Annotated in this window: 20 protein-coding genes; 14 read left to right on the top strand and 6 right to left on the bottom strand. The window is 46.1% G+C overall.

Annotated features, from left to right (window positions below; translation table 11 throughout):
- Positions 1-29 precede the first annotated feature (29 nt).
- The 5 genes from A8806_RS08055 to A8806_RS08035 all read right to left on the bottom strand — a co-directional run bounded on the left by A8806_RS08055 (position 30) and on the right by A8806_RS08035 (position 5,034).
- Positions 30-1,760, bottom strand: a complete 1,731-nt coding sequence (locus A8806_RS08055) for an ABC transporter ATP-binding protein (RefSeq protein ID WP_109730681.1) — start codon at positions 1,758-1,760, stop codon at positions 30-32.
- On the bottom strand, positions 1,757-3,532 hold the full coding sequence (locus tag A8806_RS08050; RefSeq protein WP_109730680.1) for an ABC transporter ATP-binding protein: 1,776 nt from the start codon (positions 3,530-3,532) through the stop codon (positions 1,757-1,759). The genes A8806_RS08055 and A8806_RS08050 overlap by 4 nt, the downstream gene beginning before the upstream one ends.
- Positions 3,533-3,640: 108 nt before the next feature.
- Positions 3,641-4,258 carry a TetR/AcrR family transcriptional regulator gene (locus tag A8806_RS08045; protein WP_109730679.1) on the bottom strand — a complete coding sequence of 206 codons (618 nt, stop codon included), beginning with the start codon at positions 4,256-4,258 and terminating at the stop codon, positions 3,641-3,643.
- 279 nt (positions 4,259-4,537) lie between these two features.
- The gene (locus A8806_RS08040) at positions 4,538-4,765 is read right to left on the bottom strand and encodes a hypothetical protein (RefSeq protein ID WP_242996002.1); all 228 of its coding nucleotides are present in this window, start codon (positions 4,763-4,765) and stop codon (positions 4,538-4,540) included.
- Between the two features lie 2 nt (positions 4,766-4,767).
- Positions 4,768-5,034 (bottom strand): TnpV protein, encoded by a 267-nt coding sequence (locus A8806_RS08035; RefSeq protein ID WP_109730678.1) that lies wholly within the window; start codon positions 5,032-5,034, stop codon positions 4,768-4,770.
- A gap of 229 nt (positions 5,035-5,263) precedes the next feature.
- On the opposite strand from A8806_RS08035, the gene A8806_RS08030 reads away from it, so the two are divergent.
- From A8806_RS08030 to A8806_RS07995, 8 genes are all read left to right on the top strand, one after another.
- The gene (locus A8806_RS08030) at positions 5,264-7,669 is read left to right on the top strand and encodes a GH39 family glycosyl hydrolase (protein ID WP_181368629.1); all 2,406 of its coding nucleotides are present in this window, start codon (positions 5,264-5,266) and stop codon (positions 7,667-7,669) included.
- A gap of 211 nt (positions 7,670-7,880) precedes the next feature.
- Positions 7,881-9,245, top strand: a complete 1,365-nt coding sequence (locus A8806_RS08025) for an MFS transporter (protein ID WP_109730676.1) — start codon at positions 7,881-7,883, stop codon at positions 9,243-9,245.
- Positions 9,246-9,279: 34 nt separating this feature from the next.
- The gene (locus A8806_RS08020) at positions 9,280-10,395 is read left to right on the top strand and encodes a Gfo/Idh/MocA family protein (RefSeq protein ID WP_109730675.1); all 1,116 of its coding nucleotides are present in this window, start codon (positions 9,280-9,282) and stop codon (positions 10,393-10,395) included.
- A gap of 27 nt (positions 10,396-10,422) precedes the next feature.
- Complete coding sequence (locus tag A8806_RS08015; protein WP_109730674.1) at positions 10,423-11,493, top strand: Gfo/Idh/MocA family protein; 1,071 nt, start codon at positions 10,423-10,425, stop codon at positions 11,491-11,493.
- A gap of 17 nt (positions 11,494-11,510) precedes the next feature.
- On the top strand, positions 11,511-12,512 hold the full coding sequence (locus A8806_RS08010) for a sugar phosphate isomerase/epimerase family protein (protein WP_109730673.1): 1,002 nt from the start codon (positions 11,511-11,513) through the stop codon (positions 12,510-12,512).
- A 10-nt stretch (positions 12,513-12,522) separates the two neighbouring features.
- Entirely contained in the window at positions 12,523-12,915 is a 393-nt protein-coding gene (locus A8806_RS08005) for a C-glycoside deglycosidase beta subunit domain-containing protein (RefSeq protein ID WP_109730672.1), read from the top strand.
- A gap of 11 nt (positions 12,916-12,926) precedes the next feature.
- The gene (locus A8806_RS08000; protein WP_109730671.1) at positions 12,927-13,883 is read left to right on the top strand and encodes a flavodoxin family protein; all 957 of its coding nucleotides are present in this window, start codon (positions 12,927-12,929) and stop codon (positions 13,881-13,883) included.
- Between the two features lie 16 nt (positions 13,884-13,899).
- Positions 13,900-14,814, top strand: a complete 915-nt coding sequence (locus A8806_RS07995) for a sugar phosphate isomerase/epimerase family protein (RefSeq protein ID WP_109730670.1) — start codon at positions 13,900-13,902, stop codon at positions 14,812-14,814.
- A 29-nt stretch (positions 14,815-14,843) separates the two neighbouring features.
- Here A8806_RS07995 and A8806_RS07990 read toward each other — a convergent pair whose 3' ends face one another.
- Entirely contained in the window at positions 14,844-15,668 is an 825-nt protein-coding gene (locus A8806_RS07990) for a LytTR family transcriptional regulator (RefSeq protein WP_109730669.1), read from the bottom strand.
- A 268-nt stretch (positions 15,669-15,936) separates the two neighbouring features.
- Between A8806_RS07990 and A8806_RS07985 the strand changes: the two genes are divergently transcribed.
- From A8806_RS07985 to A8806_RS07960, 6 genes are read left to right on the top strand one after another with little or no spacing between them, the layout of a single operon-like run.
- On the top strand, positions 15,937-19,557 hold the full coding sequence (locus A8806_RS07985; protein ID WP_109730668.1) for a hypothetical protein: 3,621 nt from the start codon (positions 15,937-15,939) through the stop codon (positions 19,555-19,557).
- Entirely contained in the window at positions 19,547-20,134 is a 588-nt protein-coding gene (locus A8806_RS07980; protein ID WP_109730667.1) for a hypothetical protein, read from the top strand. Before A8806_RS07985 ends, A8806_RS07980 begins: the two co-directional genes overlap by 11 nt.
- 16 nt (positions 20,135-20,150) lie before the next feature.
- Positions 20,151-20,660, top strand: coding sequence for a tRNA (uracil-5-)-methyltransferase (locus A8806_RS07975; RefSeq protein ID WP_109730666.1), 510 nt, complete (start codon positions 20,151-20,153; stop codon positions 20,658-20,660).
- A 9-nt stretch (positions 20,661-20,669) separates the two neighbouring features.
- Complete coding sequence (locus A8806_RS07970; RefSeq protein ID WP_109730665.1) at positions 20,670-21,263, top strand: hypothetical protein; 594 nt, start codon at positions 20,670-20,672, stop codon at positions 21,261-21,263.
- An 11-nt stretch (positions 21,264-21,274) separates the two neighbouring features.
- A complete protein-coding gene (locus A8806_RS07965; RefSeq protein WP_109730664.1) occupies positions 21,275-21,844 on the top strand; it encodes a hypothetical protein in 570 nt (189 codons plus the stop codon).
- A gap of 51 nt (positions 21,845-21,895) precedes the next feature.
- Complete coding sequence (locus A8806_RS07960) at positions 21,896-22,438, top strand: hypothetical protein (RefSeq protein WP_109730663.1); 543 nt, start codon at positions 21,896-21,898, stop codon at positions 22,436-22,438.
- Positions 22,439-22,463: the final 25 nt, after the last annotated feature.

Below are 22,463 nucleotides of genomic sequence, written 5' to 3'. Positions count from 1 at the left end.
GGCTCTTTGATTACCATTCAGTATCCATACTAAATACCCCAGTCCTGGCTAATCATTTGTAACTTTATCATGTGTGGATAAATCTTGCCTGTATTCATCAGTTGCTTTGGTGCACCTTGCTCTGCAACGCAACCGTCCGAAAGCACAACCACTTTATCCGCACCGCTGACAGTACGCATACGGTGAGCAATAACAAGCACGGTCTTATCCTGTATCAGCCTTGACAAAGCAGCTTGTATCAGTGTTTCATTTTCCACATCAAGGCTTGCCGTTGCTTCGTCCAGTAAAATGATAGGGGAATTTTTGAGAAAAGCGCGGGCGATTGAAATACGCTGCCTTTCTCCGCCGGACAATTCACAACCATTTTCACCAATCATACTGTTGTAACCGTCCGGGAGCTTTACTGCAAATTCTTCACAATTAGCCAACTTTGCCGCCGCAATCACTTCTTCATCTGTCGCGTCTTTTCTGCCTATTCTGATATTCTCCATGATTGTATTGTTAAACAGCGTCACATCTTGAAAAACAATGGAGTACAGCGACAATAATGTTTCCGGTTCTATCTTCGATATATCCATACCGCCGACAGTGATTTTGCCTTTGGTTATATCCCAAAATCTTGCCGCAAGGCGCGACACCGTCGTTTTGCCGCCGCCGGACGGACCGACCAATGCGGTAACTTCCCCTTGTTTTGCAATTAAAGAGACATCCTTCAATACGGTTTCCCCGGTATTGTAAGCGAAGCCCACATGGTCGAAAACAATATCATAGCCTTTATTAGTTACCCGGCGGCTGCCTGTCTGAATTGGGTGATCAAGGATTTCATTCATGCGGTCTATGTTTGTTTTGGTAGAAATCACCGCCGCAAGATTTTGCAATGCGCCTTCAAGTGGAGCATACAGCCTTGAAGCGACAAGTAAAAACATAAAGAACAGCGGAATATCAATCTCCCCGCGAATGAGCAGAGCTGAACCTACAAGCGCAACCGTGGCAATTCCAAACTTTAATATTAGCGTGGACGAGACAACAAAAAGGGCTGTTCCAAGTTCTGAAATAATGTGCCGCTTTTCTACATAATCAATCTTTCTGCCGAGTCCTTTCAGATAACTCTCTTCCGCATTATTGGCTTTTAAGTCCTGCAAACTCTCAATGCACTCCTGCACACCGCTTTCAAGAGCGACATTTGCGGCTACGGATTTACGGTTAAAATATCCTTGTATGCGGGCTGAAAAGAATGTGATTGCAAATGCAATCGGCAAAACCCAAACCGCCGCAAGAGCCATACGCCAATCGTAAACAAAAAGGCAGATCGCGATCAGCGTTGTTGAAATAATGGAGCCTGCTAAGGCGGGGACATAATGGGAAAATGCTGTTTCAAGTGTTGCACAGTCTCCCATAATAGAATTTGTCAAATCGGCAAGGTCTTTTTTGCCAAAAAAGGATAACGGGATTTTTCGGAGCTGCTCGGCTAAGGAAATACGCCTTACCCCACTTTCCACATAGGTTGCTAAATAAGTAGTGTTATATTGAAACCAAGTCGCGATAAAGATAAGGCATAAGCAAACCAAAGCGCCAACTACATAAAAAGCTATGCGATTTTCACTCACACCGCCATTCATAGTATCCATGACAAAGTAATACAGAAGCCCAACAGGAAACATAAAAGATATATCCTGTGCAACGCAGGCAATACACCCTTTTATTAAATCGACGGCCCCCTCTTTTGATAACGCAAAGCGTCTTTGCAATGTCTTAATCATGCTTTTGCCTCCTTTGCAATTCTCCATTCTGCCGCTTCGGAATAATTCTTCCACATACGCGTGAATATGCCGTTTCTCTCTATCAGTTTGCTATGTGTGCCGCTTTCGGCAATTTTGCCGTCTTGCAGTACATAAATGCAGTCTGTGTCTGTGATTGACGACAGCCTGTGTGCAATCATAATAACTGTTTTCCCTTTTGAAAGAGCAGATAATGCCTGCTGGATCAGTACCTCGTTGTCAGGGTCGGCAAATGCCGTCGCCTCATCAAGAATGAGGATAGGTGCGTTTTTCAAAATGGCGCGGGCAATCGCTATTCGCTGCTGTTCGCCGCCTGACAGGTACACCCCATTTGTTCCAACAACGGTATCTATGCCGTTCGGTAACTTTTCAATAATATCCAGGCACTGTGCAGCTTTCAAAGCATGGGTGATTTCTTCGCGTGTCGCTCCCGGCTTTGCCAAACGCACATTTTCTAATATAGACGCTTTAATCAGGCGGCTGTTTTGAAATACAAAAGACACTTTATTCATCAGTGTTTCTTTCGGAATATCGCGTATGTCCATATTTCCTATCAGTACGCGCCCCTCCACTGGGTCAAAAAATCTTGTCACGATATTTGCAAGTGTCGTCTTGCCGCCGCCGGATGCTCCAACTAATGCGATTGTCTCTCCCTGCTTGATCCGCATAGATACATCATTGAGTGCTTTTTTCTCCCCATCATAGCTGTAAGTAACGTGTTCTAATGCGATCGAATAATCAGACGGTATATTGTTCACTGGGCTTTCAGACAGTGGCTTCTCGTACAGCACTTCATCAATCCTGTTTATTGCGTCACTTACAATCAGTGCGTCCTCGCTCATAAACATGATTTTAGTGAGTGTCGTACCGATAACAGGCGTAATTACAATGTAGAAAATAAGATTCAGCAACAACTCATTTGTTACTCCGCCCCTTGTAAAGAGAATACCTCCGGCGATTAGAAAGGCAAATACACCATTGATTGCGGTTGTATAAAACATCATAGGGAGCCTTAATGCTTTTGTGTATGCGATTACCCATTTTTCATAATTATCAATCGAGTCTTTGAAGCGTTTGAAAGAGAAAATTGTCTGCCCAAAAGTTTTTACGACGGGTATGCCCCTTACATATTCAACGGCTTCATTTGACATATCGGAAAGCGAATTTTGATACTGCTCCATTCTCTGCGCCATATCTTTTCCGGTCATTTTCATCATAATCAGAAAGCCAAGCGCAACGGGAACAAGGCTTAGAAGTCCCAACCGCCAATCAAACGCGAGCAGTAAAAAGAGCAGTCCTATTGGTGTGGCAATCGCCCCCGCTTTGTCGGGTAGCCTATGTGCAAGATACGTTTCGGTAGCGGCACTGGAACTATTTACGATCCGTCGCAGCTTCCCGCTTCCATACTTTTCCGTCACTCCAAGCGGCAGGGTTGTGATATGCCGCATAAGTTCTTTTCGGATATTCGCGGCCACCCGGAACGCGCTGATGTGCGAGCACATCAAGGCGGATATATAAACCACAACAGATATAACCGCAAACAATACAGCAGACCAGCCATAGCGTGTGACATTCCCCGCCTGTGGAAATTCAGGGGAAACCTCCAGTATGTCGTGAATGATAAGCCATATGTACCCAAAAGGCACAAGAGCCAACAGCGCACTCGTTACGGACAGTACCCAAGAAAGATAGGTTAATATCTTATGTTTCTCGGCATACTCCATCAATCTTGATAGATTAGATTGCTTTTTCATTAAAAAACCTCCTTAAAATAATTTATGATATGAAAACGTAATATGCGTTCTCGAATATCCACTGCAACGAGTTAGTCGTTACTAACTTATCTGTAAAAATTATAGGGCTTATTGCCCCATAATTTTCATCCACCCGGCGGTGTAAAAAGCTCTCATTTCTTTTAGATAATGCTTTGCTTCTTCAATCGGCATTTCATGTATAATCAACTCAAAAAATGTATTAAACATTCCGGTAATCAATATATGCTCTAACCGTTCATCAATAGGCGGCGATGGTCTGCCTAACTCATCAAGCACCGCCAAATAATCATGCGTTCCTTTTGTTTCTACCTCTACCATTTCATCAATCAGTTTGGAAAAACGCGTCCCCTCTGAACAGCAAAGAATGAGCTTAAATTCATTCAAATGTTCATAGGCATACAAAAGCATTTCGTACATACACTCGCCGGAAACGTCGGTAAGATTGTTTGGCTGTTCTTCTGGTGGGATTTCAGCAAATTCTTTCTGAGCCTTGCAGAAGCAGTTCAAAAGAAAGTCGTACTGTTCACCTACCAGTGCTTCAAATAAATCTTCCTTGCTGTGATAGTAACCATAGAACGCGCCCGTTGTGACCCTCGCTGTTTTGACAATATTTCGCAAGGAAGCGGATTTGAAACCTTTTTCAAGAAATTCCTGCATGGCGGCTGAAAGAATTAGATTTAATGTTGTCTGTTCCACTTCATTCATTAACTCATCCCCTCTTATAGCACTGCTATATAACACTGTTATATGATACGGCAAATAAAGGGGGTTGTCAATATCCATATCAAAACTTTCAACAATTTTTTAATATGACAACGAAGATTTGAAAATCAAACCTGTTACCACCAAAAGGATCCATGAAGCCAGAGAAACGGTAGCTCCACAAGTGAAGCCTCCGTTTCTCCTTGGCAGTTATTCTGTTTCGCACTGTGCTTGCAGCAATCCGCATTTCACTTTGATTTCTTTTTCTTCTTCCGGTGTTAATTACCTTTCATTTTTTGTGATTTCATCTTCCAGAAAGTTAGCATAAATATCCAGCAGCGCTGTCAACAGGTCGGCGGGCGTTTTCTGTATCTCTACGCTGTACCACTGGCTTCGGTTTTCCTCCCATGCCACCAATGTATAACCGTGGCTGGTCTGCACCATCTCATAAAGCTGGTCTTTACGGAGCTGGTCAGTAAAAACTTCTAACACTTTTTCAAAAGTCAACATTGCTATGTCTCCTCGCTATAAATTAATTCATTCAATATGGTTTCCTCTGCCTGTGCTTTCAATACGTTCATCATCTGTACCCAGCCCATGGGATCGCGGCCTTTCAATTCCTCTGTTACACCATCCGCTACCATCATACGTGGCAGCATGGTTTCTATGCGTTTATTGGCTGTTCGCTCAAGCTCTAACAGGTGCGGATAAAGTTTTTCGTTCAAAAGCAGGGAATTATACAGGCCGGGGTGATATTCCTTTAGGTAACTCCATCTCATGCGGCAATACTTTCATTTTCAATCTCCCCTGAACAAAAGCTGTTCCTGCACACAATAGAGTGAAACGCCGTGCGCTGCTAAAAGGTCGATATACTCTTGCAGCCGCCGCATATCCCGCGCAATGCGTGTAATGCTTTTATTGAACAGCGCCCTGCCATCTTCTTTTAAGTAGAAAGAACCAAACGTATATGATAAAATGAAAGAAGACTTATGCAAAGGGCGATGGCAGATGATAAAAAAGTGGAAATTTGATGGGATAGAAGTGGAGCTGATCCAGAACAGAAGAGGAAAAAAGGCATCCGTTCCGGAGCTTATAATTTTATATGTTCTGGAAGGGGAAGCAAGGGTATCTGTTGCGGATAAAGCGTATACCTTTGGAAAGGACGGGATCGTACTTGTGAATGCGGGGACTGTGCACCAGTTTGACTGCGGTGATAATACCATTGCGTTTACAATAAAAATATCCTATCTTGTCCTGGCGGATGTTATGCAGAATGAATGTTTCACTTTTATCTGCAATACTGCCGCCGATACAGCGAGGCCGTATACGAAACTGCGGGAAATACTGAATAAGATTGTATATCATGCACTTGAAAACCAGCACCGCACGGACTGTATGATATATAGCCTGAAATATGAGCTTTTAGACTGCCTGATAGAAAAATTCCTCGTTCAGTATCAGGTTGGGAGGCAGGAATCTATTAAGGACCCGAGTGAGCGTCTGCAAATAGTGATTAACTATATTAATATGAACTACCAGCACCAGCTGAGCCTGAATACCCTTGCAGAAAAGTTATATTTATCCCCATCTTCCTTATCCCGGTTTTTTAAGAAAGAGACAGGGGTATATTTTGCAGAATATGTTTCTAGTGTCCGGCTGCATTATGCACTCAATGATCTGCTGTATTCGGATGAACCACTGACAAAGATTGCAGTCGACAACGGGTTTTCGAATCCATCTGTATTCAGCAAGGTTTTTCAGGAAAATTTCGGGATGCCGCCCTCACAGTACAGAAAGAAAAATAAGCCCCATGTTACCACAGAGGCAAAGGAAAGCGTGCTTCTGGAAGAAAAAATAAAACGCAAGCTGGAAAAACTGGTGAATACGGACCAGTCAAATCAAGGTATCAGCGGTATTACGATAGAAAATGATATTCAGAATGCAAAGGCCAGCCGGCCATTCTGGAATACGGTTATTAATATCGGTTCTGCTTATAACCTGACACTGGCTAACCTGCAGTACCATACACTGTATTTGGTAGAGAATCTTCATTTTAAATATGTACGCATATGGAATCTGTTTTCCACCAGATTAAAGATACGGCAGGATTCGAGAAGAGGTAATTACAATTTTGACAGTATTGACACAATTCTGGAATTTCTGGTGTCCCACGGTATGAAACCATACCTTGATTTCGGCAGCAGGCCGGAATGTGCGGTGAAAAACGGGAAAGAGATGCTGTTCTATGAAGAAGAGGCGATGGAGTATCAGACAAAGGCGGAATGGGAAAACATCGTCAGAAGCTTTATGTGGCATATTGCAAAAAGGTTTGGCCTTGACGAAATCAGCAGCTGGCTTTATGAATATACGTTTGATGTGGAGCATCAGAAAAGTGGTTATGACGCGGCAGAATTTTTCGAGTATTATAAAAGCTGGTATTTTCAAGTTAAGGAAGCTGCGCCGGGGGCCCGGATCGGCGGACCAAGTATCATTATAGATAAGAAGGAAGAGATATTCAGGACCTACCTGAATCAATGCCGTCAGGAGAATTGTGTTCCAGATTTTGTAACAATGATTTTGTTTCCGTACCAGTCACTCAGCGATGAACAGGACGTCAATTACGCCCAGAGGATTACTGATTTTGATTTCCTTTCTGAACAGATCGACATTGTGAAAAATATCATGCAGGAATGCAAGGTTGCAGACAGGAAGCTGTGTATTACAGAGTGGAGTAATGCCCTTTCCAATCGGAATTATTTGAACGACAGCTGCTTCAGGGCTGCGTTTATTATGAAAATGACAGCCGCCATGTGGGGGAGGGTGGATACGGCCTGTTTCTGGATGGGGTCAGACTGGATCAGTACGTATTATGATTCTGTAAATATAATACAGGGAGGGGTAGGGCTTCTTACAAAAGACGGGGTAAGAAAACCAGCCTATTATGCAATCGACTTCCTCAACCAGCTGGGACCTTTATTTGTCTCATCGGGTCCCAATTATATTGTGACGGCAAATGAACATGGCGACTATTATATTGTGTGCTTTAACTTTAAGTGGTACAGCGCCAATTATTATATGAAAGATGAGGATGATCTGGATATTAGGAATTTAGACGCCATTTTTGAAGATAATAAGATATTGGAGGTCTCCTTCAGACTTAAAAACGTGGTATCAGACCAGAAATATATCGTAAAAAAACATCTGCTGAATAATCAGTATGGGTGCATTCTTACAGAATGGCTCCGTTTTAATTGCGAGGCAGAGCTTTCAGGGAGTGATTTGAAGTACCTGAGAAATATATGTACACCCCATCTTAGCATGGAAAGGGTATATTCCGGACAGGGAGAGCTTGAATTTGTTTCTGAACTGCAGCCCCATGAAATTGCCTTGTTCCATATTTATAAGGATTACTAGAAAAACAAGAAAAGAGAAATCGGTGCAATAATCATACTACGATTGTTGCACTGGTTTCTTTTTTTATTGCAGGCTGCAAATATAGACAAGTATATTGGAACAGCATAAAAGCGAATTATGTTTTCTCAGGATATACTTATTTTACAAAATGAATTCGGGAAGACGTCTTACAATTCTAATGTGACTACTAATAGTGAATGGAGAAAATATTATGGAAAATCAAAAGAGGGCTTCAAAAGCAGCAGTCATATGCTACGGTTTTGGAGATCTGGCATCACAGTTCGTATGGACTTTTGTTGGTTCTTATTTAACATTGTTTTACACAGATGTTGTCGGCCTTGCTCCGGCCATTGTGTCAGTAATTATGATGGGCGCCCGTATATGGGATGCTGTTAATGATCCAATGATGGGGGCAATTGCAGAACGGACACGCTCCAGATTCGGGAGGTTCCGCCCGTACATAGCATTTGGATGTCCGTTTCTGGCATTGTTCGGTGTCCTGACATTTACAAACCCGTTCGGCGGTTCCAGCGTGGCAGGGATTATATGGGCAGCGGCAACATATATCATAGCGGGAATGCTGTATACACTGACCAATATTCCTTATGCGGCCCTGGCAGGTGTTATGACAGAAGATGCGGCACAGAGAAATACAATTAATACATCCAGAAACATCGGTATGAATCTTGGAATGATTATCGTAAATGCCTGTTCCGCAGGTCTTGCACTGAAATTTTCAGGTTCAGGGGCAGAAGTTGCAAACGGACATGGATATATGATGGTAGCCGTTATTTATGGAATCATAGCCATCCCGCTGTTTTTAATCGTGTTCTTCACAGCAAAAGAAAATGTGCAGCCGATTGGGGAAATACAAAAATTTTCCTTTAAAACAACGATCAATAATCTGGTCAAAAATAAATACCTGATGATTGTCATGCTGATCATGACACTTCAGATGACGGCATTCATGGGACGTATTGCAGTGTGTGCGTTTTATGTGATCTACTGCCTTGGCTCCTTCACAATGATTGCCCTTATCATGACGATTCCTTCTATTGGCGCTGTAATCGGTTCCTTCTTTGTTCCGATGGCGGCGAAAAAATTTGGAAAAAGAAACGTCCTGATGGGATCTATGCTGATTCAGGCTGTCGGACTTTTAGTCATTTATTTTGCACCGTTTGATAATATGACAATGGTTCTGGCAGGGTGCTGGATATTTGGCCTGTTTAATGTCGGTTTCCCAATGACGTTATCGATGGTGTCAGACTCTGTAGATTATATGGAGTTAAAGACCGGGGTGCGGACAGACGGGACAGCATATGCAACATATGGGCTGGCGACAAAGATCGGGAATGCACTTGGCGGTTCGATCGGAGTGCTTCTTCTTGCGGCTTTCGGTTATGTGGCAAATGCAGAGCAGACTGTATCAGCATTGAAGGGAATTAATACAGTGGTAAACCTGATCCCGGCAATTCTTTTCATAGTGGCTGCAGCCGCATGTTTTTTATGGAACATGAGTGACAAAGATGCAGATGATATCCGTCAGAAATTAAAAGAAAAAAATCAAAATCAATAAATTAAAACAAATAAATAATCAGGAGGATATGAAGATGAAGAACGGAAAATTACAGGTGGCAGTTGTAGGATGCGGAGGAATCGCAAATCAAAAACATTTCCCGGCGCTTACATCACAGAGTGATAAGTGCGAAATCGTAGCTTTTTGTGACATTATTGAAGAACGTGCAAAGGCAGGTGCTGAGAAATTCGGCACGCCTGATGCAAAAGTCTATACAGACTATAACGAAATGCTGAAAGATGAAGAGATTGACGTGGTGCATGTATGCACACCAAATAACTCACACTGCCCGGTTACAGTAGCAGCTTTTAACGCTGGGAAACATGTACTTTGCGAGAAGCCGATGGCTGCGACGACAGAAGATGCACAGAAAATGATGGATGCATGGGAGAAATCCGGAAAGAAATTTACAATTGGATATCAGAACCGTTTCCGTACAGACGCACGGGCACTTAAGAGGGCCTGTGAAGAAGGGAAACTTGGAGAAATCTATTTTGCAAAGGCACATGCAGTCAGAAGGAGAGCCGTACCTACATGGGGTGTGTTCCCGGACAAGTCAAAGCAGGGCGGCGGTCCGCTGATCGATATTGGAACGCATGCACTGGATATCACATTATGGTGCATGGATAATTATGAGCCCGCATCCATTACAGGATCTGTTTTTGAAAAACTGGGCCATCTTCCGGAAGCGACAGAAGGCAATATGTTCGGACCGTGGGACCCAAAGACTTATGAGGTTGAAGATTCAGCGTTCGGTTATATCAAGATGAAAAACGGTGCGGCGATCTTCCTTGAGTCTGCATGGGCATTGAATGTAAAGGATTCAAGAGAAGCAGCTGCCACTCTTTGCGGAACGAAGGCGGGAGCAGAGATGATCGGAGGAATGAGTCAGGAAGGATATGATCTTGTATTCAATGAGACAACCGGCGGAATTTTAACGGAAGAACATATTTCAGATGCAGGTGCCATTGCATTTTTTGAAGGAAATGGCGGCGGTTCCCCGGAAGTGCTGGAATGTAAACAGTGGCTGGAGGCAATTATCGAAGATAAGGAACCGCTTGTAAAACCGCAGCAGGCATTTGTTGTTACCCAGATTCTGGACACGATCTATAAAGCCGCAGAGTCAGGTCAGGAAATCAAATTGGATTAAAGATTGAGGTTTCAACGGGAGGAAGAAATGGAAGATATCAGAATCGCAGTGATTGGTCACGGTTTTATGGGACATGAGCATGAGACAATGCTCAGTCAGATGGAAGGCATTCGTTTGATCGGGTTTTCTGACAGGGATCCGAAACAATTGGATGATGTTAAGGAAGGGTTAAAAAGATACGAAAGCAACGAGGCGCTTTTGGCAGACCCGGAAGTGGACGTTGTACTGATTGCGGCAAATAACAACCAACATCATGATCTGGTCATACAGGCTGCAAGGGCAGGAAAAGATATCATATGTGAGAAGCCGGCAGCCATGTCTTTGGAGGAACTGGATGACATGGTCCGTGTGACAAATGAGTGCGGAGTGAAATTTACGGTCCACCATCAGAGGCGTCTGGATCAGGACTTCAGAATCATGAAAGAAATCTTTGACCAAAAGGCTCTCGGGGACGTTTATATGATGAAAAACAGTCTCTATGGATTCAATGGAAATATGCATGACTGGCATGTTTACATAAGCGAAGGCGGAGGCATGCTTTATGACTGGGGAGTACATTTGATTGACCAGATCCTCTTCATGATGCCGGAAGCAAAAATCACGTCCATCTATGCGGATGTGAGAAATGTCATTAATTTTGAAGTGGATGATTATTTTAAGATTCTGCTGAGGTTTGACAATCAAGTGATGGCGGAAGTTGAACTGGGAACCTATCTGTTGGCGGATAAACCTCAGGATAAGTGGTTCGAACGACACTGGATTATGGGTGGAAACAAGGGGACTGCCTATGTGGACGGATTTGAACCGGAAGGGAGGATTGTCAGGACAACAGAGCTTCTTACGAACGTAAGCGGCTCCAGGACAATGACGGCTGCAGGTCCTACACGTTCCTTCGGACCGCCTGCACCGGGAAAAATCGTAACAGAAGACGTGCCGAAGGTGAATACCTGCCACAGAGATTATTTTGAAAATTATAAAAAAGCATATTATGGGGAAGAGGATTTCCTTGTGAAAATCCCCGAGACACGGAGAGTCCTGACAGTCATGGATGCAGTCAGAGAATCCGCAAAAACCGGGAAGTCCGTAGATTTTGAATAGAGAAAAGAGGAGATAATATGGCAATTAAAACATGCGTAAGCCTGTACAGCCTTCAGGATGAATATATGAATAAGAGGATGACTCTGGAAGACATCATGAAGTATCTGGCAGAGCATAAAGTTGAGGGTCTGGAACTACTTCCGGACCAGATGATCCACAACACACCACATCCGTCTGAGGAATCTCTGAAACACTGGGATTACCTGATGGAAACCTATAAAATAAAACCAGTCTGTTCAGATGTATTTTTAAATACAAATTTGTACAACAACCGGACATTAACAAAAAGGGAGTGTATAGACCTTCTCATTGACGAGATAAAACTTGCACACCGCATGGGATTTCATTTGATCCGTTTAGTATCTATGGTGCCTGCATTTGTAATCGAGCCGCTGCTTCCGTATGCAGAGAAATATGATGTTGCATTTGCCCTTGAGATACATGCAGGCATGAGCTTCGGAATTCCGGAGACAAGAGGCTTTATTGAGGAAATGGTACGAGTGGATTCCCCGTACTGCGGGCTTGTTGTAGATGCCGGTATCTTCTGCCACAGGATTCCAAGGGTTTACAACGACTATAATATGAAGGTACTGGGAACGAATCCAAAGGTTGTAGAATATTTTAACAGCCTGTTTGACAAGGGACTGGACGGTACCCATGCATTTGATGAACAGCATAATATGAAACCGGAGCTTGCGGCAATTGCCACAGAAAAGGATATGCCATATATTATGCTGGCTGATGGTTACGAGAATACACCGTATGAAACACTGGACAAATACATGAAATATATTAAGCATTTCCACTTTAAGCTGTGGGAGATGGCTGATGGTGAGGAATACTCTGTTGATTATAAGGGGCTGCTTCAGTATCTTCATGACCATGATTATGACGGGTATGTGTCAACTGAATATGAAGGAAACCGCTGGATTCTTCCGGGGCATCCTATGGTTGAAAAAGAACAGGTTGCCGCACATCAGGAAATGCTTCGCAGATATATTCAGGAAATGGAAGGATAGGGGATAAACGATGTTTGATAATAATGTATTTATAAAAGGAACATGCAAAAATATCACGGCTGACAATCAGATTACCGGGTTCGAACTGCAGACCCATATTACATATTACCGTGCCATTCCTTTATCTATGGTGAACGATGTAAAAGTGAAGCTGGACGGGACAGAGATTCTGCGGGAACAAATCCGCTGCAGCGTTGATCAGGAAGACTGGTTTACTTTAGATGAAATGCAGACAGTAACATCATACAAATGGGAGTACGGCGAACCACTTTATATACGGGTACTGAAGGAAAACGGCCTGTCGAAGGGAACCCACAAGGTGGAACTGACAGTATCTACGAGAACCGCATATATTCCGGTGCCGATTGTTGGCACGATGGAACGTGAAGTAGAGATTGCGTAGGTGGACAAAAGATGAAGAAAAAGGTATTAGGAATTTCCTTCGGAAGAAAGATGGGCAACACAGACGTTATGATAAAAGCAGCACTGATGGAGTGTGAAAAGGCGGGACATGAGGTGCAGTTTATCCGCGCGGATGACCTTGATATCAAAGCCTGTACAGGATGTATCTCCTGTGTCGTGGGAATGACAACGGGACGCGGGAAAGGCGGCTGTCCTCTGAAAGACGATATGCATATCATTGATGAGGCGCTTATGGAATGCGATGCAGTGATTGCAGGAAGCCCGACCTATGTATTATCACCGACAGGAAGATTTAAAACAGTCTGCGACAGGATCGGACCATCCCATGACATCACCTTTAGAAAAGGAACATTTGATCAGGGCATAAAAGCAGGAAAGCCCGTGGATCAGCTCCCGGATGAAAGAAGCTTTAAAAAGCGTGTCGGGGCCTTGCTTTCCGTGGGAGGAGCCATGACAGAAAACTGGCTTTCTTTTATGCTGCCTACTATGTATGAATTTACTATGTCTATGGGGATCGATGTGATAGACATGCATCAGTATTTTGGGGCTATGGCTTATGAACACGTACTTGGAAATGATTCAGAGATGGAACGTGCCAGAAGCATCGGATACAATATTGCCGCCGCTCTGGATGCAGAGACCGAGGAGGAACGTATCAAATGGCGCGGAGAAGAGGAAGGAATCTGCCCGGTCTGCCACTGCAGCATGCTGACAGTATCGAAAGACCATACCTCTATAGAGTGCCCGGTCTGCGGCATATATGGGGACCTGTCAATAGAAAACGGAAAAATCTGTGCTACATTCAGTGAGGAAGAACAGAAACGATCAAGATTAAGATGGGACGGTAAGCTGGAACATTCTACGGAGATTAAGACAAAAGCAGTCGGCCCCGGACAAATACCAAATCTGAAGGAACTAAAAGAACAATATCAGAATTATTTAAAGTAAAATAGGAGGTCACAGCATGAAATTGGGATTTATCACAGCGATATGTGAGGAAATGCGTTTTGAAGAGGTTGTTGACTTTGCGGCAGAGAACCATCTGGAATGTCTGGAAGTTGCATGCTGGCCGCAAGGGGGCGCATCAAGGCGTTATGCAGGAGTCAGCCATATCGATGTGGCCGGTCTGAATCAGGAAAAGGCGAAATACATCAATGAGTATTGTAAAGAAAGGGGCGTTGAAATCTCTTCTCTTGCATACTATCCGAATACACTGGAACCAGATCTGGAGAAGAGGGAGGCTTATATAACACATCTTTATAATCTGATAGACGCATCTGCAATGCTGGATGTGAATATGGTTACTACTTTTATTGGAAGGGACCCACAAAAGACAGTCACAGAAAATCTGGAAATTGTGAAAGAGGTATGGCCCCCGATTGTGAAATACGCAGAAGAGAAAGGTGTTAAGATCGCTATTGAAAACTGTCCGATGCTGTTCACCGAAGATGAATGGCCGGGGGGACAAAACCTGATGACCTCACCGGCAAACTGGAGGAAGGTTTTTGAGATTCTTGATAGTCCGAATCTGGGCATAAATTATGACCCGTCTCATTTTGTATGGCAGAGAATTGACTATATTAAGCCATTGTATGAGTTTAAAGACAAGATCTTCCATGTACACTACAAAGATATCAAGGTATATGAAGACAGGCTCGCCGATGTAGGAATCATGGCGGCACCGCTGGAATACATGTCACCCAAACTTCCGGGACTCGGGGATGTGGACTGGGGCAGATATGTATCCGCCCTTACCGATATCGGGTACAAAGGATATACTTGTATCGAAGTAGAGGATAAGGCGTTTGAAGGAAGTCTCGAGGAGGCAAAGAAGGCAGTAGTGCTGAGTGCAAAATACTTGAGAAACTATGTGATTTAATCTGAAGTGGAAAATCCGATGCTGTACGATCAGACTACAGCATCGGATTTTTTGTCTTCTAAATAGCGTTTTAGATTCATGTATCGCTCTTTGCTGACCGGCAATTCCTCCCCATTTTTTAGGACTGCTTTGTAACGGCGGATGGAAGCAATATACATGCTGTTGACAAGATAGCTTTTATGGATTCGGCAGAACGTATCCGGCATTTCGGGCTCATGGTCCGCTAACAATCCTATGATCTGAAAACTGCCAGTAATCGTATGGACAATGGTCCATTGGAGTGCGGACTTCATATATAGGATTTCGGAGGGGAGAAGATAGCGGTGATTTTTATCCTTGTCGCGGAAGGATAACTTTTTCTCGTTGGCTTTTACTGTATCCATGCGCTTCATATACTCAAAGTAGTCCGTGTCTGCTGTCAGTGGTTCTGGTGGAGGCAACAGCTGATTGAGTGGAATGTCTTGGGCATGGGAACCATGAACATGAGCCAGCTTTATTTCACCATCAATTCTACGCCATACATAAGTGCCGCGTACATGTGCGTGGATGACTGAGCCATCCCTGAGCATCGTCGTCGCTTTGTAACGTCCATACACTATCCACACATTCCGTTCATGGAAAAGCAGGTGATACTCCTCATCTGAGAGCGTGACAGGTGACTCATTAAATTCCTTTTTGGTAATCAGATTAAATTCTTCAAGACTTTGACACCATTGAAAATCATTTGAACCAATCCACATGAAATTGTCTGTCATGGGTGAGATGGTTATGTCTGGATTGCGCTGGTAAAAACTGCGGACATTCTCCAGTGTCATCTGAATGATTTCAGATTCTGTGATGATAGGCTTCCCCATATGTTCTCCTCCCCTGTCATGTGATTAATCAAGTATAGCAGTAAGAATGAAAAACTGCAATATAAATAGAACAAATAATACACGTAAAATTACCGTTAATTCTGATTTATTGCATGATAATTATAACATTTGACATGGAAAATAGCGTATGATAAACTACTCTAAACATATGATTCTTTAAAAAAAGAGGTTATTGTCACACTGGTGAAAGCACGGTGTAGGAAGATAAAAAATAGAAAAATCGGCAAAAGAGAGGAGCAGAGATGCTATGGGAATGAAACGAGGAGTGGCAGGGAAGGTGTTGTCCGGGCTTATAGCGGCGGTGGTTATGCTGACTGGACTGCCTTGGACACAGCAGACGGTGCAGGCCGCCGGTGAAACGGAAATCAGCGGTCTTGATTGGGAACATGAGCTGGATAGCGGCACATACCGCCTGAAGTATGAATCATCTATATTTGACTATGGAGATATCCGCCTTAACCTTCATTATAAAAAAATCACCATCAAAGAAGGCGCTGCGGTAACGCTTCATGTGAGCAACAATATCGGCGGAGACGATGCGCAGGAGGGGAAAGATTCCCAACCCGGCATTCAGGTCCAAAAGGGTGCGACCCTGAATCTATACATAGAGGCCAACGTGACAATATGGGGCGGCAACGGCTGGTGTTTCCGTCCAGGAAGTGCCGGTATCGAGGTGCAGCAGGGCGCTGCGCTGAATATTTACGGTGGCGGAACTCTGAATGCCATCGGCGGAAATGCCGGAGATGGCGGTACCAACGTGACGTACAAGCCGGAACTGAAAGGCTCCTCCGATAACGACCAGAAAAACGGAGGCGCGGGCGGCGGAGGCGCCGGAGCCGGAATCGGCGGTTCTGGTGGTTTGGGCGGCAAGGCCATGAGCTACTATACATGGGACCATTATTTTGAAGCGGCGAAAAAGTACCACGAGTTAGATCTGAATTATAGTGCCATTCCTATGTATCTGAAAAACCATTATTCTTCGGATATTCAAGATGCGGTTGATGGGAACGCAGGGGGGAACTGTGGAACAGTCAATATCGATTCCTCCGGTGTGACAGTGCGGGCTTCCGGAGGACAGGGCGGCACCGCCGGCAATATCGACACCACGGCGGGCGAATATAAAAAAGGCGATGCCAGCAGTGGCACAGGCGTCAGTTTTGGCTTGTTTTATGTGCTTGAGGGTGATCTTTACGGCGGCACCGGACAGCGCGGTACAGGCGGAGGTGGTTATCCGGCGGCCGGAATCGGCGGAGGAGGCGGAGGAGCCGGGGCTGGCGGTTACGGCGGCTATGGGGGCTATTACGCGCATACGAAACGGCCGGAGACAATTGGTGATTACGCTCTCGGAGGAGGCGGAGGAGGCGGTGGCGGCCAAGGCTATGTTAACGGCCGTCCCGGGATTGGCGGAGTGGGTGAAAGTTTTTTAAGAGACGACCGGCCGGGAAAGGCCGGCTCCGGCACCAGCGGCGGTGAAGGTGCAGACGGAACGAAGCATGATAAGCACGGCAGATATGACGGCATGGACGGGCACGATGGCGGAAACGGAGGCGCAGCCGGAAACGGCGGCAAGGTCATTCTGACAAGCGGACGCCTGCAGGCGGACGGCGTATCCACCGATATCGGAGAGGGGAACGGCGCTGCCTCAGGAAGCAGCGGAACACTGACCATAGACGAAGCCGGTTTTTTGTCTGCGGGCAGTATCAGGTGCGCTGTATCCAACCCTGAGGGACAGAAGGTTTATAGCTCGCAGCTCCCTCTGACAGGCGTAAGCAAGGTGAGCATTGGGGGTACGGACATTTCCATAGGGGAAGGGTGGCTTAGTTATTGGCCAATGGATACACCCTACACGGTGCAGTACACGGACTCCAATGATTTCAGTTATGAATGCAAGGCTTCCTATAAATCCGCATTGAACCGTATTGCACTGACCGAGGCGAAGCGAATCAATCCCTGCACTCTGACCCTGCAGTATTCCACCTTGGCCACTGGCTATACGGTTAAGAATGAAAAAGGGGAGACGCTTACGGATCTCTATGAGAATGTCCCCGGTTTTCAGATAAAAAGAGGTACGAAGATTCAAGTAGAGCTTACCTATGCGGATACGGGCTACAGCACCTCAGGCTGGCGCGACGGAACAGAGGGCGCGGTCTGGTCGGGAACGATGGATGGGGACAAGAGCCTCACGGCCTATACCAAGTCAGACACAGCTTTAGCCAGCTATACAGTATCTCTGGATCAGGCGGATTTCCAGAAGGCAGAGTTTACATTTACCATCGATTACGACAGCATCACGGAAGATTCCCGATCCTTGATGCTGACCCCTGTTACAAGTGACGAGGGCATGATCACGCTATATAACGATGCGGATGAGAACTACACCATGAATATCAAGATTCCTGTGACGGAAGTGAATGTGCGTACAGATACAGATAATCGGGAATCGGATAAAACAAAGGGAAGTTACACAAAGGTAATAACCGGCGAAGTGCAGAATCCACAGTCCGTCCGGGCGGGCAGCTACAGCGGAGCAGTCAGCTTTTACGCCAGCTATGGTACGGCAACGCAGGTACTGGATCTCTCTGGTGGGAGCATCACCGTCAGCGGCGACGGCTATACCCAGGGAGACACCACGGAGACATTTCATGGAAATTACCGTATCACACAGAGTGGGAACCAGACAGCCAATACCCTGACTATCGGTGGCAGCAGCAGTTCCTCGCCGCGGGATTTTTCCATTAAGCTAGAAGGACTGAACACCAGCGGTGACGTGCAGGTGGCAGGTACGGAGAATATTGCCCTCACGGTGGATGGCAGTAAGCTGGGGACCATGCATTTTGACAATGCAAAGAATACGGCACTTACTGTGGCTGGGGAAACGAGCCTGACGCGGACGAATGCAGAGGGAATGCTAAAGAAAGGCGACGATGTGAAAGGACCCAATTTGTATCCGTATAGTTATTGGGTCAAGATGGGGGCGATTACCACAGAAAGTGTTTCTGGCTTCTACATCTGGACGGATTCAAATACTGGAGAGGAGAAATACTGTTATGAAAGTAGTCATACGCATGTGAAGCTGGCTTCCATTGAGGTGGGCGTAGAAAATTACTTGGGAGCTTCCTATGATGTTGAGGGAGGAGTATTTACGGCAAGCCATTCTCAGATTATTTTGAATCTTCCGGAAAGCGCAGACAGCCTGACCTTGGAAAGCCGGATTCAGGACAGCGAAAGGCTGCAGGCGGAGGGCGTTGTCCTGACATCTTCGACATTTACCATTGAGGGGAAGGGAACACTGAAGGCGAATGGCGGCCAGTACGGCAAAGAGGATATTACGGATGGAAGCGAGTCCACGTCTTCGGGAACAGATTACGAGTTCTGCTCACGGACAGAAGAGTACTACACTGATGCAAACGAAAGTGACGTATTGAGACATATGCTAGAGTACGAGTACATTACCTTACCAGGCAATGCGATAAGCGCGCATGAAAAAGGTATCGTGGTGAAAGATCCGGATAACAGGAAGGTGGCTTTCCCTGCATTGTCGCTGGATGCAAACTCCTCTTTTATCGTCAATGGAGGAGCGGTGGAACTGAATCAAAGCAGTTACCTGACGGGTGCGGATGAGTGTGTAAATCCAATTGCCGGGACGGTAACGGTCAAGAGTGTGCCGGAGATGGTAGTTGAATCTCCCTCTGCGCCGCTGGTCATATGGCTGCCTATCAATGCCAAGAGCAAGCCGGTCTCATTAGCCGAGACGGGCGGAACGGTCACTTTGAACGGCGGTAATCTGGAGCTTACCCTGAACGGTGCAGCCACAACCGATGTTGCAGCCACAATAGAGAAGAATGGAGGTACGATCAATGGGCAGTAGAAAAAGAAAAGCAGCTTTCTTCCACTCTGCGTTGCTGCTCTGCGGTCTGCTTTTATCAGGCATAGCTTTGTCGGGCATGCAGGCAGAGGCAGCGGAAAGCACGGAGCACCGGACGGAGGTGGGAAGCAGCGGCAGCTATGTTCAGGAGGGAGCTTACACGGTAATCATCCCGGCCAGCGTCAACCTTACGCCGGGAGAGTCCTCCACAGTGGATATTTCTGTGGGTGCGAAAACTAATATCGCCGTGGGCAAGCGTCTGACCGTACGCCTGAAGGAGACGGACAGCGTGAAGAGCGGACAGCTTACTTTGGAGCGTTATGACATGGCGGGAAATGTAAAGCAGACAGGGAACGAGGCGGATGCCGTGACGGCAGCGCTGGCAAAAAGGGCAGCGTCTGATGCGGAGTTTACAGCGGTCAAAGGAACAGAGGTTATCACCTCCTACAGCGATATTGCTTCGCAGGATACCCATATAGGTACGCTCCAGCTCACGCCCCAGTCGGAGCTGACGAATACAAAGGCGGGCGTATACAAGGGAACGGTCGTGTTCACGATTGCACTGGAAGCGGCCAAGTAAGGAGGACAACATAAACGTGAAACAGAAAAAAGATAAAAAAATATGGAAGACTGCATTGCTGATCTTCCTTGCCGGGCTTCTGGTGGGGGGCGGAGTATATCTTGGAATGAAGCTTTCAGATGGGGCGGACAAACCCGCAAAAAGTACAGGAGCGGTGGACTCTGACGCAGAGGATTGGCAGGGGGTCAAGGAGCCGGAGAAAGGCGGCGAAAGCGCCGGAATCGCCATCCCCGGATTTAAGTCCATGACTTTCCGGGCAGATGAGATGGAGCAGGCAGTGAACCTCTATAATCCCGAAGTCAATGACTGCTACTTTATCATGACACTGTTGCTGCCCGATGGAACTGAGCTTTGGAAGTCAGATCTGGTGAAGCCGGGCAAAGGCTTCTATACCATCACCTTGAACCAGTCTCTGGAGGCAGGAAGTTATCCCGACAGCACCCTGAAATACCAGTGCTATATGATGAACGATGAGCAGACGGAGTTAAACGGCTCCGAAGTGAAGTTCGAGCTGATCGTGGAATAGGAGGGACAGATGAGCGTGCAAAAAGGACAGAAAAACAAGCGCGGGTTGAACAGGCTTTGCCTTACATTGTGCCTGATGGCGGCGCTGGGGCTTTTAAGCGGCTTCACGGCACTGGCGGCAGATGAGGAAAAGAGCCTGTCTGTGAGTCTTCAGGTGGATAGCAGCTATACCGTTACGATTCCTAAAGCGGTCACCATCTACCCATCTATGGATTTCCGTGTGGACGGAGAACTGGGCGGCACTGCGGAGGGCGGCGTGGCAGCCATTACGGCTGCGACAAATACGGAACCGGGCTATACGGTGCGCGTGCGCGTGAAGGCGGATTCCTTTAATGGGGCGGGGGGCATCAGCCTGATTAGTAAGTCGGATTCCACTCAGGTGCTGACTACGATGCTCAGTGTCAGGGACACCACATCGGATAAGTTTATCGATTTAAGTAGGACGAATAATATTGCCGCCGAATTTTATGGACTAACGGGTACTTCTAACGCCAAAGTCGCAGGAGGCAGCATACATTTCAGCGCGCCGGACGAAGCGCAGCAGAGCGGTGAGTATGAAGGCAGGATGATGTTTGAAATATCCTATGAAAAAGAAAAACCGTAAGGAGGAATAGCATGAAAACAGAAGCAAAAAAGGGAAAAAGAAGCAGGCCTGCCGTCGGTTTTGCAGCAGCAATCCTACTGGTGTGCAGCCTTTCCATGACGGCATTTGCCGCTGACGAATCGACAAGCATCGGAAAAGGAGAGAGTGAGCAAACTGCGAGCACCAGTCTCAGCTACAACGTGACCCCGGATTACACGGTAGTAATCCCGCGGGCGGTAAAGCTTTCTTCGAAGGATATTACGATGCAGATTACAGCCACAAAGATCAACGCGGAGCCGAATTATCAGGTGCAGGTCAAGGTAAGCGGGGGGCTTACAGAGGGAAAGGTGAAACTTGCAAGAACCAATGACACGGGCTACGAAATCTATGCGCCCCTTAAGCTGGGAAATAGTTCGATAGACAGCAACACGGCGGTGGCGGCTTTCAAAGAACACGATACGACTGCCCTGCCAGGCACAGGGACACTGACTTTTGGAGCGCCTGCGGATGCAGACGGCAGTGCGGACATCAAGGCAGGGGATTACACGGGCACAGTGACCTTTCAGGTAGCATATACCCTTGTAGCGTCTACAGGTGAGTAGGGGGGGATTGAAAAGATGATACAAAATAGAAATGAATCAGGAAACAAATTAATGAAAAAAAGCATAAAGCAGCGTCTTGTCAGTGGGCTGCTTTGCACTGCAGTTCCCCTTTGCATTGCAGTGATGCTTCCCGGCGGCACGCTCACGGCGCGTGCAGAGGAGCAGGACCAGCAGCTTACTACAGAGCAAAAGGAAGGTGCCACGCAGCTTTCGGCACGGAAGGACGCTTCCTACATCGTTGTGATTCCCAGGCAGGCGCAGATTGCCTTTGACAACACCTCCACCTCCATCGGAAGTCTTGTCTATGAGGAAGGTAATCTGGAGCCGGATTCCTATGTGACGGTGACGCTGTCGAATCAGACCAGCCTCGCCCATACAATCAAGGATTCCTACACTATTCCATTTATGATTTGCGGGGAAGATAAAACGACAGCTTTTACCAGCGTGATATACGATGAGAGCACGAAGACCGGAACCAAGACACCCCTGACGGCTGAGATCACCCAGGCGGATTGGGAAGCAGCAAAGGCAGGGTCCTATCAGGCAACATTAACCTTCCAGATTTCCTATATGAATCCTCATGAAGGTGAATAGTCAGTGTGACCATGTATGAATACAG

It is taken from the genome of Faecalicatena orotica (assembly GCF_003149245.1).
In the GTDB taxonomy this organism is placed as follows: Bacteria; Bacillota; Clostridia; order Lachnospirales; family Lachnospiraceae; genus Faecalicatena_A; species Faecalicatena_A orotica.
This window is presented reverse-complemented; position numbering and strand designations above follow the sequence as displayed.